This is a genomic window from Rhizobium phaseoli (assembly GCF_010668805.1).
In the GTDB taxonomy this organism is placed as follows: Bacteria; Pseudomonadota; Alphaproteobacteria; order Rhizobiales; family Rhizobiaceae; genus Rhizobium; species Rhizobium phaseoli_A.
The window spans coordinates 1-12,928 of the sequence record NZ_WUFT01000002.1 but is presented as its reverse complement, the minus strand read 5'-3'; the positions used below and the strand labels follow the sequence as shown (position 1 = coordinate 12,928).

14 protein-coding genes are annotated in these 12,928 nt (G+C 59.6%); 5 read left to right on the top strand and 9 right to left on the bottom strand.

Going from position 1 to position 12,928, the window contains the following annotated elements; all coding sequences use genetic code 11:
- Positions 1–8: 8 nt before the first annotated feature.
- The 6 genes from GR197_RS03270 to GR197_RS32840 form a co-directional block, all read right to left on the bottom strand.
- Positions 9–701, bottom strand: coding sequence for an ABC transporter permease (locus GR197_RS03270; RefSeq protein ID WP_164006601.1), 693 nt, complete (start codon positions 699–701; stop codon positions 9–11).
- A complete protein-coding gene (locus GR197_RS03265; RefSeq protein ID WP_164006600.1) occupies positions 701–1,411 on the bottom strand; it encodes an ABC transporter permease in 711 nt (236 codons plus the stop codon). The genes GR197_RS03270 and GR197_RS03265 overlap by 1 nt, the downstream gene beginning before the upstream one ends.
- Before the next feature lie 112 nt (positions 1,412–1,523).
- Positions 1,524–2,375: a lysine/arginine/ornithine ABC transporter substrate-binding protein gene (locus GR197_RS03260; protein WP_164006599.1), complete on the bottom strand. Its 852-nt coding sequence runs from the start codon at positions 2,373–2,375 to the stop codon at positions 1,524–1,526.
- Between the two features lie 93 nt (positions 2,376–2,468).
- Entirely contained in the window at positions 2,469–3,143 is a 675-nt protein-coding gene (locus GR197_RS03255; protein WP_164006598.1) for a GntR family transcriptional regulator, read from the bottom strand.
- Complete coding sequence (locus GR197_RS03250; RefSeq protein WP_204330031.1) at positions 3,144–3,350, bottom strand: hypothetical protein; 207 nt, start codon at positions 3,348–3,350, stop codon at positions 3,144–3,146.
- 48 nt (positions 3,351–3,398) lie between these two features.
- A complete protein-coding gene (locus tag GR197_RS32840) occupies positions 3,399–3,578 on the bottom strand; it encodes a hypothetical protein (RefSeq protein WP_432444195.1) in 180 nt (59 codons plus the stop codon).
- Here GR197_RS32840 and GR197_RS03245 point away from each other — a divergent pair.
- The 4 genes from GR197_RS03245 (at position 3,493) to GR197_RS03230 (ending at position 7,869) form a co-directional block, all read left to right on the top strand.
- Positions 3,493–4,821 carry a transaminase gene (locus tag GR197_RS03245; protein ID WP_432444194.1) on the top strand — a complete coding sequence of 443 codons (1,329 nt, stop codon included), beginning with the start codon at positions 3,493–3,495 and terminating at the stop codon, positions 4,819–4,821. The genes GR197_RS32840 and GR197_RS03245 overlap by 86 nt on opposite strands.
- 1 nt (position 4,822) lies before the next feature.
- On the top strand, positions 4,823–6,205 hold the full coding sequence (locus GR197_RS03240; RefSeq protein WP_164006595.1) for a glutamine synthetase family protein: 1,383 nt from the start codon (positions 4,823–4,825) through the stop codon (positions 6,203–6,205).
- Positions 6,202–6,975 (top strand): SDR family oxidoreductase, encoded by a 774-nt coding sequence (locus GR197_RS03235; protein ID WP_164006594.1) that lies wholly within the window; start codon positions 6,202–6,204, stop codon positions 6,973–6,975. The genes GR197_RS03240 and GR197_RS03235 overlap by 4 nt, the downstream gene beginning before the upstream one ends.
- Positions 6,976–7,218: 243 nt before the next feature.
- Positions 7,219–7,869 (top strand): GntR family transcriptional regulator, encoded by a 651-nt coding sequence (locus GR197_RS03230; protein ID WP_164006593.1) that lies wholly within the window; start codon positions 7,219–7,221, stop codon positions 7,867–7,869.
- 309 nt (positions 7,870–8,178) lie between these two features.
- Here the strand turns inward: GR197_RS03230 and GR197_RS03225 are convergent, their stop codons facing one another.
- Genes GR197_RS03225 through GR197_RS03215 form a run of 3 tightly spaced genes read right to left on the bottom strand, consistent with a single transcriptional unit; the run spans position 8,179 to position 11,523 of the window.
- Complete coding sequence (locus GR197_RS03225; RefSeq protein WP_164006592.1) at positions 8,179–8,856, bottom strand: type 1 glutamine amidotransferase; 678 nt, start codon at positions 8,854–8,856, stop codon at positions 8,179–8,181.
- A 3-nt stretch (positions 8,857–8,859) separates the two neighbouring features.
- Positions 8,860–10,164 (bottom strand): NAD(P)/FAD-dependent oxidoreductase, encoded by a 1,305-nt coding sequence (locus tag GR197_RS03220; RefSeq protein ID WP_164006591.1) that lies wholly within the window; start codon positions 10,162–10,164, stop codon positions 8,860–8,862.
- Entirely contained in the window at positions 10,165–11,523 is a 1,359-nt protein-coding gene (locus GR197_RS03215; protein WP_164006590.1) for a glutamine synthetase family protein, read from the bottom strand.
- A gap of 331 nt (positions 11,524–11,854) precedes the next feature.
- Between GR197_RS03215 and GR197_RS03210 the strand changes: the two genes are divergently transcribed.
- Positions 11,855–12,565, top strand: a complete 711-nt coding sequence (locus tag GR197_RS03210) for a GntR family transcriptional regulator (protein WP_164006589.1) — start codon at positions 11,855–11,857, stop codon at positions 12,563–12,565.
- The last annotated feature ends 363 nt before the right edge of the window (positions 12,566–12,928 follow it).

Genomic DNA, 12,928 nt, shown 5'->3' with positions numbered 1-12,928 from the left:
GCGGGTGGTCAGGCGCGCAGGCGGTAAGGCGTCAGCCTTGCCTCGAGCAGCGCGAGAGCCCGCACAATGAGGAAGTTAAGGGCGAGGTACATAGCGCCGGCGGCGATGAAGACCTCCATCGCGCGGTAGGTCTGTGCGATCAATTCCTGCGCTATGCCAGTCACTTCCGTCAGCGTGATGATGGAGGCAAGCGAGGTGCCCTTCACCATCAGGATGATCTCGTTGCTGTAGGCAGGCAGCGCCTGGCGCAGCGCGATCGGCAGGACCACCAGCCGCAAGGTCAGCAGGCGCGACAGACCCAGCGCCGAGGCGGCCTCGGATAGTCCACGCGGCACATTGCGGATCGCTCCACGCAGAATTTCGCTGCCATAGGCGGCGGTGTTCAGCGTCAGCGCCAGGATTGCGCACCAATAAGGCTCGCGGAAGAGTGACCAAAGCCCCAAAGATTGAAGGGTCGGACGGAACTGGCCGAGCCCGTAATAAATGAGGAATATCTGCACTAGAAGCGGCGTGCCGCGAAAGATTGCGACAAAGGTCCTGATGGACCAGACGGCGACCGCCCCGTTGCCCAGTTGAGCCAGCGCGAGAAGAAGCGCGAGGACGAAGCCGAGCAGGACTGAGGAACCAGCCAACTCCAGCGTCAGTGGCAGGCCGGAGAGGAGCTTCGGAATGATCTCGAGGAGAAAGCCGGGATCAATCATCAATGGGCAATCCCACGAGAGGCAATCGCTTCAGCCCGCCCGAAGAAAAGGCCGGTGACGCAGGCAATGGCGAAATAAAGTGCGGCGGCGGCACAATAGAAAAAGAACGGCTCGCGGGTCGAGCCAGCGCCGATCTGCGCTTGGCGCATCAGTTCAACAAGGCCGATGACAGAGATCAATGCCGAATCCTTCAGCACAAGCTGCCAGACATTGCCGATGCCGGGAATGGCGTGGCGCAGCAGTTGCGGCACGATCACGAAGCGGAGCATATGGAAGCGAGGCAGCGCCAGCGCTTTGGCAGCGTCGAATTGGCCGCGGTCGACCGCAAGATAGGCCCCCCGATAGACCTCGGCCTGATAGGCACCCGAAATGAAGCCGATCGTCACGATCCCGGTAGCGAACGCCGGGAGGCCGGCAAAGCCTTGCGCGCCGAAGAGACGGCCCACGGCCGTCAGCACAACGCTGCCGCCGTAGTAGAAGAGATATATGGTTAGGAGATCCGGCACGCCGCGAAATACGATCCCGTAGGCCGATGCGATACTTCGCGGAAGGCGCGCCGCAGAAAGCCGACCGGCCGCTGCCAGCCCGCCGAAGACGATCCCCAGCGCAAAGCCTGCCAAAGAAAGAAGCAAAGTGACTCCAGCGGCTTCTAGTAGCGCCGCACCCCAGCCACCGGCTCCGAAACCGAGCAGATTGAATCTATCGAACATGAGGCTCAGGACCTGTTTAACGGTCGGGCACGACGGCGTGCCGCAAATGGCTTTGTGAAATGTGGGCTGGACGAATGGCCTCAGTCATCCGATCCAGCCCGGCAGGCGGAGCTTACTTCACCGGCGTGACGTCGGTATGCAGCCACTTTTCGGAGAGGCGCTTGATCGTGCCGTCAGCAATCGCGGCATCTATGGCGGTGTTGAACATGTCCTTCAGCGCCTTGTCTTCCTTGCGGAGACCAGCGCCTGTGCCGAGGCCAAAGATGCCGCCGACGAAGCCGGGGCCGGCGATCGTGTAGTCGGCAAATTCCGGCTTGGCGAGGGTTGCGGCGAGCGCCGTCTGCTGTGCAAAGAGCGCATCGACCCGGCCTGCCGCGAGATCGAGGTCATGCTGCTCCGTCGTCTTGTATTCGCGAATTTCGACCGTGTCGGCGAAATACTTCTTCAGGAAATCAAGGTTCGTCGTGCCGGACTGGACGCCGATGACCTTTCCCTTGAGCATGGGCTTCAACTTCTCGATCGCGGCCTTGGCGGCGGCCTCCTCATCCAGCTTGAACTTCTCATTGGAGATTCCGAGCTTCCCAAGGTCACTATCCTTGGCTACGGCGAAACCGGAGGGGTCGACCGCATAGGGCCGGGTGAAGTCGATCGTTTCCAGACGCTTCGGTGTTATGAACATGCCGGCCATGATCACGTCGAACTTGCCGACTGTCAGCGACGGGATGAGGCCGTCCCAGTTCTGGGCGATGATGGTGCATCTGATCTTCATGCGAGCGCAGAGATCATTGGCAAGTTCGATTTCAAGCCCGTCGAGCTTGCCGTCGGCGGTGGTGAAGTTCCATGGCGCATAGGCCCCTTCGGTGGCGATCGTGATGGCCTTCGGCGCATCAGCGGCCATTGCGAACGGCGAAGATGTAATTGTCATCAAGGCAGCCGCAACCGCGGCCAAACGACGAAATGTCATGGCTCATCCCTTTTTTGTTGTGCCGTGTAAAACGGCCGTTCCCCGTCCTTGCCGGACGTCCCTCCGGCTTCGGACAATTTGACCAGTCGGCGATCAGCGCCGGTTGGGAGTTGCGAAATCGGCCAGCAGCGACGCCGTGCCGAGAACGTGTTCCTGCATCACTCTTTCCGCCACGGCGCCATCGCCAGATTTCAGCGCGTCGATGAGGTTTTGGTGCTCTTCGCGCGCTGAAAGCGGCTTGTCGACATAGTCGAACCAGATGCGCATGTAGGGCTCGATGGCGACGTGAAGGGCAGCGATCTGACGGATGAGTTTCGGGCGTTCGCTCATCCCGTAGAGATAGGCGTGAAATTCCTGGTGGCGCAGCACCCAGTCGCTGCCGCCGATCTCGCCAGCGCGTTCCATGCGCAGGAGCAAACGATCCAGTTCCTCGAACGTTTCCAATGTCAGACGGGGCATGATGAGCCGCACAGCAAGCCCCTCGAGCACCGAGCGGATTTCAAAAACCTCGTTGATCTGGTCGAGCGTCAGCCCTGCCACCACGCAGCCCCGATTGGGCCGTAGCGTTACGAGACCGTCGGCCGACAGGCGACGAAAGGCTTCCCGCACCGGCATGCGGCTCATTCCAATTTCCGCAGCGATCGCTTCTGGGATCAGCCGATGGCCTGGCTTATAGCGGCCGAGCCGCAGAGCCTGCTGGAGGTATAGATATGCCTCCTCTTCTGCCGTCGAAGAGAGGTGTGCGTTGGATGCAGATTGAAACGCCATTCACAGCTCACCGGATTTTTGTATCCACTCATCCAAACACTGAGTTCCTAAGCCGTCAAGGCGTTTTTGGCCCCGCAGAAAACTTTCTTTGTCGCCACCTCCTATAAGCGCCGGATGAAATATCGTGATCACATCGCCAATGAAAGCATCCATAGGAAAAACGCCTAATTGTAAAAAGCACTTATTAATAGGATTAAATTCGAGCATATTGTCAATATGTCATTGACACATAGTCATCCTGAATTCTAATTGTGATCACAATAAGCACTGCGAAAGGTTTTGGCAATTGTCGAGCATCTCACCCAGCAGACCACCGGAATCCAGTTCCATTCTCACCGCCGCCAAGCGGATTCTTGCGGAAGAAACGGCGATCTTCACGAGCAGGCGGTCGCGCAGCAATGAGATTTTCGGCGCGGCATCCTCGGGTTTCTTCAATCAGGTCCCGCAATACTGGATGCGAGACTGGCCCATGCCGTTTCCAATGGTGATATCCAAAGCCGCAGGCAGCGAGGTTTGGGACATTGATGGCAATCGCGCGATTGATTTCTGCCTGGGAGATAGCGGAGCGATGTTCGGGCACGGGCCGCAGCCGATCCTGAACGCGCTGGCCGGGGCCAGCACTCTGGGCCTTACAACTATGTTGCCGTCCAAAGATCTGGATGCCGTGGGCCACCTTTTGCGTAGCACGTTCGGCATGGCAAAGTGGCAGGTGACGACGACCGCAAGTGATGCCAACCGCTTTGCCTTCCGCGTTGCGCGTGCGGTGACTGGTCGCAAAAAGATCCTGGTTTTCGATGGTTGCTATCACGGGGCCGCCGACGAAACGCTGGTGGACCTCGTCGATGGGCAGACGGTGGCTCGCCATGGCCTGCTTGGTCAGGCAGTGGATCTTGCCGAAACGACTGTCTGTATTCCTTTCAACAATGTACCCGCTCTAGCGGCGGCGTTGAAAGGTGGTGACATCGCTTGCGTCGTGGCGGAGCCCGTCATGACCAATTGCGGTATGATTCTTCCACTTCCGGGGTTTCACAAAGCCCTGCGGGATCTGACTCGCTCTACGGGGACGCTGCTGCACATCGATGAAACGCATACGGTTTCAACCGGATTTGGCGGATACACCAAAGTCCATGGTCTCGAACCGGATATCTTTGTCGTCGGAAAACCCGTCGGTGGCGGTATTCCCGTTGCGGTATGGGGCATGACGGACGATGTGGCGGGCCGGTTTGCCGCCGTGCGCGCGGCGAATACGGGCACGGGCCATTCAGGCATAGGCACGACACTCTCGGGTAGCGCCTTGCAACTCGCCTGCCTCAGGGCGTGCCTTGAAGAGGTGATGACAGCCGAAGCGCACGACAAAATGAACCGCCTTGCCGATATCGTCGAGAGGGGCTTCTCCGCAGCCATCAAACACCATGATTTGCCGTGGCACGTCGGTCGCGTCGGCGCCAGGCTCGAGATCGTATTTGCGCCCAATCCGCTGCGCAACGCCAGTGAAGCACACAATGCAGCCAATCCGACGATCCAGAAGGCGCTGCATACGGCATTCCTCAATCTCGGATATCTGGTTACGCCGTTCCACAATATGGTTCTTGTGGCGCCGACCACCAGCGAAGAAAATGTCGCCGGCCTTGTCTCCAGCTTTGAGAAAATCCTCGATCGTATGAGAAAGGCTGTATGAAATGACCGGAACACGTCCACGCAATGCGGCACCTGTCGAAGAAGCCGAGTCGTTCCTGGAAAAACATCCAGAGATGGCAGCCTTTGATCTCGTGCTTATCGATCCGAACGGGATCGCGCGCGGCAAGATCATCCGCCGCCATGAACTCTTGACACTGTTCCGGTCCGGCCGGCATCTGCCCGGCTCGATTCTGGGGCTGGATGTGACCGGCGCTGACGTCGATGAGACGGGCTTGACCTGGGACGACGGAGACGCCGACAGAATTGCATGGCCGATCGCCGGGTCACTGACTACATTGCCCTGGACATCGCCCGAACGCGGTGAAGTTCGTGTCATGCTGTATGAGCTGGACGGATCTCCCATGGGAGCCGATCCCCGGCAGGCCTTAGTGCGCCAGATCGAACGGTTTGAAGCGAAAAACCTGTTCCCGGTCCTGGCCTTCGAACTGGAATTCTACCTACTCGATGCCGACAAGGATGTTCTTGGAAAACCGAAGGCCGCACGCCTGCCTCTTTCGGGCGCGTCGTCAAAGGGCAACCAGGTCTACAGCGTTGCGGTGCTGGATCAGTTCGAGCCGTTCATCGATGCGCTGTACCGCGCCGCTGCCGTCCAGAACCTGCCTGTCGAAACGATGATCTCCGAATATGCGCCCGGCCAGTATGAACTCACGCTGCGTCACCAGGCCCAAGGCCTGCGGGCGGCAGACGATCTGGTGATGCTCAAGCGTCTGGTTCGAGGCCTTGCCCTCCGGCATGGCATGCGCGCCAACTTCATGGCCAAGCCCTTCGCCCACAATGCCGGCTCCGGCATGCATCTTCACGCCAGTCTCGCGGACCCCTCGGGTCGCAATCTGTTCGCCGACGTGGACGATGATCTCGCGCCGATGTTGCGTCACGCGATCGGCGGTCTGCAGCAGACCATGGCCGATTCGATGCTGATGTTTGCACCCAATCTGAATTCCTGGCGTCGCTTTTCGCGCAACAGCTATGCACCGACGTCGCCGACCTGGGGGCGCAACAACCGGAGCGTTGCCATCAGGGTGCCGGCAGGCAATCCGGCCAACCGGCACCTTGAGCACCGTTCCGCCGGTGTCGACGCCAACCCTTATCTGGTTGGTGCGACCGTGCTTGCCGGAATGTACCAGGGGATCGAAAAGCGGATCGAGCCAGACGCAGAATCCTCCACCTACAGCGACGACGCAGGAAAGTTGTTGCCAGGCGATTGGCGCGAGGCGATCCACCAGGCTGCGGAATCCGAATTCCTGAAGGAGGCTCTCGGCGAACGCATGGCCGCGGTGTTCATTGCGCTGAAGCGTGTGGAACATCGTTTCTTTTCCGCCGAGGTGACAGACGAAGAGTTTGCCTATTACGGCGACGTCATATGACGGCACGCGAAGGCGACTTTCGCTCGGCTCTGGTGACCGGCGCGGGCGGGCCTGATGGCATAGGCTTTGCCATTGCCCGCAAGCTTGCACAGAAAGGTCTCGCCGTTTGCATCACCGGCGCCAGCGAACGCATTCATCTGCGCGCTGCGGAACTGCGGGCACTGGGCTACGACGTTGCATCGCATGTTGCGGATCTCACCAAGGCCGAGGAGGTCAGGCGTCTGCGAGAACAGGTAGGGCCGGTCGACGTTCTGGTGAACAATGCCGGCATGGGATCGATGGCGGCGCCAGCCGTGCAACGCGAATTCCTGGCGCTAAGCGAGGCCGATTGGGACGTCGGAATTGACGTCACCCTCAAGACTGCGTTTCTGGTCACGCGCGCCTTTCTAGAGCCGATGGTCGAAAGGCGGCGCGGACGTATCGTGAATATCGCCTCCGTGACTGGCCCACTGGTTTCCAATCCGGGAGAGGCTGCCTACTCGGCGGCAAAGGCGGGGATGATTGGGCTCACCCATGCTCTGGCGCTCGAAGTCGCGCCTTGCGGTGTGACTGTGAATGCCGTCGCCCCTGGTTGGATCGAGACAGGGTCATCGACCGAGGAAGAGCAGGTTGCCGCCCGGTATACGCCTCCGGGACGCGCGGGAACCCCGGATGAAGTCGCTGCCGCAGCCGTCTTTCTGGCTTCTGCCGAAGCGAGCTACATCAACGGCGCAACGCTGGTGGTCGATGGCGGCAACATCCTGCAGGAGCGCAAGGTCCAGCTGGCTTGAACGCCTCTCTCCAAGGTGGTGAGCCGCATTGCGGACTGAACACCCGGAACCAGTCGGGTTTCGATGCTCATTTGGCAGTCCCTTGCAGGGCAGCTGCAACGGCGCACTGGTTGTCGCGCACCGGATCGTGCTATGGCGTCGCGTCTTACGCGGCAGGGGGCCGTCCTGCCTCCGAGAGGAACGGCAAGGCTTGACCATATCGCCGCGGGGTCGTGCGGCGGCGTTATCAAGGCATATTGAACAATGAGAGAACTAGCGACCCAACAGCAGCAGGTTTATCAGGCGCTTCGCGAGCAGCTTATTTCCGGCCGATTTTCTCCTGGCACGAGCGTCAGCCTACGGGGCCTAAGCAAGAGCATGGGTGTCGGGCTTATGCCTGTCCGTGAAGCGATTACTCGGCTCGGCGGCGAGCGCGCGCTGGAAGTGCGTCGCAACGGCAGGGTCTGCATTCCCGACCTCACGCGCCTACGCTTTGAGGAGCTTATGCAAGCCCGGCTGCAGCTGGAGCCGCTGTGCGCGCGCCGAGCGCTTCCCTATGTGACCCCCGAGACGATTGCAGCCATGGAGGCCTGCGATTCGCGCATGAATCAGAGCTATGGCACCAAGGATGCAGGCGCCTACATGCGTGAAAACTACCAATTTCACTTCGAGTTGTACCGCGCTGGAGGCTCGGAAGTCCTGGTCGCTCTCCTGGAGAGCGTTTGGATGCAGTTTGGACCGTTCATGCGCAGCGTTTATGAGATGAGCGAAACGACAAGTATTGTCGATAAGCACCAGATGACGCTGGAAGCCATACGCCGAGGGGATGCCGAAGCGGTGGGCGTGGCGATCAAGGCGGATATCCTTGACGCCATTCACCTGTTGAAGCAGACCCTTGGAACCGACACCCTGTAGGATTGACCGCACGGTCGCGCATCAGGGTGGCAACCGTTGACCTGCAGCAAACTCGTAAGTGGGCCGGCGCCTCGAAGAATATCGCCAGATTGTGGCTGTCCCTCAGAATGAAGATGGTGGAATAGGGTCCGAGCGGGTCGGCTCCCAACATCAAACGAGGAGCAGCGGTGAATTACTGTGTGGATTTGATTTCTTCTTTAGTGAAGGGTTTGACGTCGGGATAGTCGTGCATAGGCACTCTTGGTCAATGATAGGCGTCCCGGTAGCCGGCCGGGCGCCCGACATACTGGTCGAAACAGCAGCAGAAAATCAGCGAAATTTCAAAAAGGTGGCTATTTCGGCACTTGTCCTTGCGCGTGCGATTTCGGCATCGTCGGCATTGCTCGCCCTGTTCTTGATCCCATCTGTTAAACTCTGCCCGCGCGTTACGACGAGCCCGCGAATGAAATCGGCGGTAAATTCAGGATGGGCCTGGTAGGTGAGCGCCACGTCGCCGTAACGAAGAACTGCGTGCGGGCAAGCCGACGACCCCGACACGATCTCGGCCTCGCCGGGAAGCGTCAGGATCTGCTCCTTGTGCCAGGCAAGCAGCGTGCGATCAGGCGCGCCCTCAGGTGTCCGGTATTCGGACGCGCCGGCAATCCAACCCGCCGGATTTTCGCCCACGGCGCCGCCAAGCGCCTTGGCAATGGCTTGGTGGCCGAAGCAGATCCCGACCATTGGTCTGCCCGATGCCTTGATTTGGCGGATCAACGCGATCAGCTTGCCAATCCATGGATCGGGGTCATTGACGGAATAGCGAGAGCCGGTGATCAGCCAGCCATCGGCGCTTTCGACGCTGTCGGGGAAAATATCGTCCACCACCGGATAGGTGACGTAGTCGAATGTCGACTCTCCCAGCAGCCGCCGGAACAAAAGGTCGTAGTCGCCGAAATTCTCTAGAAGCTCATCAGGCGCATGGCCTGTTTGCAGTATGCCCAAACGCATTATTCAAACTCCCAACCGGTCGCGAAGTCCGTACCACCAGGCGCCTAGCGCGGTGAGTGGAACGCGAAACGCGCGGCCACCGGGGAAAGGCAGACTCGGCAGTGACGCCCAGATATCGAAGCGGTCCGCATGGCCAGCCACCGCCTCACCCAGGATTTTGCCCAAGAGATGTGTCGTGGTCACGCCATGTCCGCTGTCGCCGTGCGAGAAGTAGACCCTATCTGAAAGCTTGCCGACATGTGGAATGCGGGTCAGCGTCAGCGCGAAATTACCGCTCCATGCATAGTCGATCCGGGCATTGGCAAGTTCGGGAAAGGTTTTGATCATATTGGGGCGGATGAACGCCGTCAGGTTTTCCGGATCCTGCCCGCCGTAGCCTATGCCGCCCCCGTAGAGAAGGCGGTTGTCGCTGGTCCGCCGGTAATAGTCGAGTACGTAGTTGGCGTCCTCGACGCAATAGTCCGCTGGCAGCATCCGGTCGAGCAATTCCGGGGCCAGCACTTCGGTCGCCATCACCTGGCTAGACACCGGCATCATACGCTCCGTGATCTTCGGCAGCAGGTTGCCGAGATAGGCATTCCCACAAACCAGCAAGTAGCGCGATTCCACACGGCCGGCAGCGGTGGTGACGACCGGCTGCCCGCCGCTGAGGTCGACGCTCACCGCGCGCGAATTCTCAAAGATGCGCCCGCCGAACCCCTCGGCCGCCAGGGCCTCGCCAAGCACCAGATTAAGCGGATGAATATGGCCACCACGCGTGTCGATCATGCCCCCGACATAGCGCTGGCTACTCACGTAGCGAAAAACGTCTGCCTTGCCGACCATTTCCATGCCGTCGATGCCATAATGCTCGCAGCTCTTCTTGATGGTCTCAAACTCTCGCAGTTGCTTTTCCGTGAAAGCAGCAAAAAAACCGCCGTCACGCAGGTCGCATTCGATGCGGTGCCTGGCCACCCGCGACCTGATGATCTCGCCGCCTTCGCGCGACATCAGCGCGAGCTTGCGGGCAATCCCAGGTCCGAAGCGCCGCTCGAGCGTGTTGAAATCGCGGCTGTAGCCGTTGACGATCTGACCGCCATTGCGCCCGGAAGCGCCGAAGCCGATGCGCTCGCTTTCGAGCACAACGACGCTCAGGCCCTTCTCGGCAAGTTCGAGTGCCGCCGAAATACCGGTAAAACCGGCGCCAATGATGCAAACATCGGCCTCGATGGCCCCCTCTAGACTTGGACGGACCGTCTTGTCGTTGGCCGTTGCGGCATACCATGACGCGATATGGCCAGGATTTTCCCGAGTTCCTAAAGCGTTCATTCAAGTCGTCCTTATGTAGGCGTCGTATTCGACGTCAGTCACTCTCAGCGCGAACTCCTGCAACTCCTGCCGTTTGGTGGCGGAGTAGAGCTTGCGGAAGTCAGGACCAAGTGCGGCGAAGGCAAAGCCGGAACTCGAGAAGGCCTGGACCGCCGAGTGCCAACTGCGCTGAAGCGGCTCGATATCAGGGGCATGATCGTCACCGGTCACGGCGCCGCCTGGATCTCTCCGTTCGCTCATACCCATGTGGGCGGCCTGCAAGATCATAGCGAGCACGAGATATGGATTGGTATCCGCACCGGCCACACGGTGCTCGATACGGGTCGCCGACCGGCCCGCAGTGATGACGCGCACGGCGGCCGAACGATTGTCGATGCCCCACGAGGCATAGGTCGGCGCGTGTTCGCTGGGCGTGAGCCGGCGGAACGAATTGGCATGCGGCGCAAAGATTGCCGTACTGTCCTGCATGTAACTCAGCAGCCCACCGACCGAGTGCATCAGTGCTTCCGACGGGCCACTGTCGTCCGCATAGATATTGCCTCCCTTATCGTCAATCATCGAGAAATGCACATGCATGCCGCTTCCAGCCTGCGTACCATACGGCTTTGCCATGAAGGTGGCGTCGAGGTGATTCTTGCGGGCAACACCCTTAACGATGCGCTTGAGCAGCACCGCATTGTCGGCGGCGCGCAGCGCGTCGGGCATATGGTTCAGGTTGATCTCATATTGTCCCGGCCCGTTTTCGCGGAGCGTTGTGTCGGCCGGCACGAACTGATCGCGGCATACAGCGGCGATTTCGCTGAACACGTGCTCAAAATCCTGCAATTCGGCAATCGACAACACCTGTGTCTGGCCAGTGTGCCAGCGGCCTTCGCGGGTGTTGGGCGGACGAACCGGATCCAGTGCCGACCGGACTGGATCGATAAGGTAAAACTCGAGTTCGGTCGCCACCACCGGCCTCAGCTTCTTTTTTTCGAAGCGGGCAAGTACCGATCTAAGTACCTGGCGAGGATCGGCATAAAACGGCTCGCCGGCGGCGTCCAGCATGCTCAGCATCACCTGGGCAGTTGGCCGCTTAAGCCAGCCGACACGCGCGAGTGTCCCGGGAACAGCGCTGCAGATCCCGTCCGGATCGCCGGTGCCTTCGGCAAGGCCAGCCGCATTGACGTCCCTCCCCCAGATGTCGAGGGCATACACCGAGCGCGGCATCGCCATGCCCTTGACCAGCACCTCGACAGCGCGTTCGCGAGGAATCCACTTGCCGCGGGGCACGCCATTCACATCGACGACGAAGGCTTCCAGCACTTCGATATCAGGGTTGGCCTTCAGAAAATCGAGTGCGTCCTGTTCATCTATCATGATCCACCATCGGGCTTTGACAGTCGGCGCACAAAGGGCACCGGGCCTGACTTGCCCTAAATTATTGTCTTACTGTCCGGGGGGTGTCGTGCTGCGCGGGCGTGTGCTTCAGCAGACAGCAATCGGCCCCTCATCGACCTTCATAAACCAGCGCATCGAAGTCCCTCTCCGCAAGCCAACTCGGGCTTGCTTAATAATATGATCATATCATTGCCATATAAGATCAACTCTGTAAATCTTGTAAATTGCCCTGCAAAGGCCTTTTCGCTGTGCTATTGCGGAATCTCTCCAGGGCCACGTTTGGCATCGGGATGGCAAGTAGGTGCGGTTGATGGACAACAAGCATATTTCGATCATCCGCGAACCAAAGCTGAAGGGTGAGTCCACCAAGAAGTGGGTCTATCGCTCGCTAAGCCGCGCCATCATGAGCGGCCGCTTCCCGCCAGGTCTGCCGGTAACGATCTCCGGCCTGTCAGAAAGCCTCGATGTGAGCACCATGCCCGTGCGCGGTGCGCTCGACCAGCTGATAGCAGATGGCGCACTTGAATATCTCGACAATAGGCGCGTGCGCGTTCCAGATATCGGGCCGGAGCGTTTCGACGAGCTGATTGCGGCCCGCGTGTCACTCGAGACGGTGGCTGCGGAAAGAGCATTGCACTTCATCGACTTTCTTCGTATCGACCGGCTGGTGGCACTAGATACTATGATCGACGAGGCCTTTCAGGCGGGAGACATAGAACTCGGTATCGAGCGCAATTTCGCTTTCCATCGCTGCATGTACGAGGGGAGGCCTTCCTTCGTGCTGCTGCCTTTGATTGAATCCGTCTGGCTCAGGATGGGGCCCTTCATGCGCGAGGCAGTCGCGCATCTGAATGAGAGTTATCAGGTGGACAGGCATGTCGAGGCCATTGAGGCGATAAAGCAGAAGGATGGCCTGGCCCTGAAGGAAGCGATCACGGCGGATATCCAGGATGGGGCAGGACACGTCGGGCGGCAGCGTCTGCGCGAGGTGGCGACGTCGACTATGGGGCAACTGCGCTGACACGCCCGCCTGGAGCCTGGGCCGCCGATCTACGGCAGGTTCGCTGCGGCTCTACTTGGGGCAACACCGTAAGCGCCATCCTCTGGAGCCTATCGGCTTGGCTTTTTAAAGAGGTGCACTCATCACGCTTTTTGCCTAGCAAATTTAGTGACCTGAGACCCATCTTCCCTCCATTTTCAGGAGAGTCTTGGGTTTATTTTTTATTCTGCCGATTGGCGATCAGGTCATCGACGACCGCAGGGTCCGCGAGCGTCGAGGTATCGCCGAGAGCACCGAAATCGTCCTCGGCGATCTTGCGCAGGATACGGCGCATGATCTTGCCGGAGCGGGTCTTCGGCAGGCCGGGCGCAAACTGAATCTTGT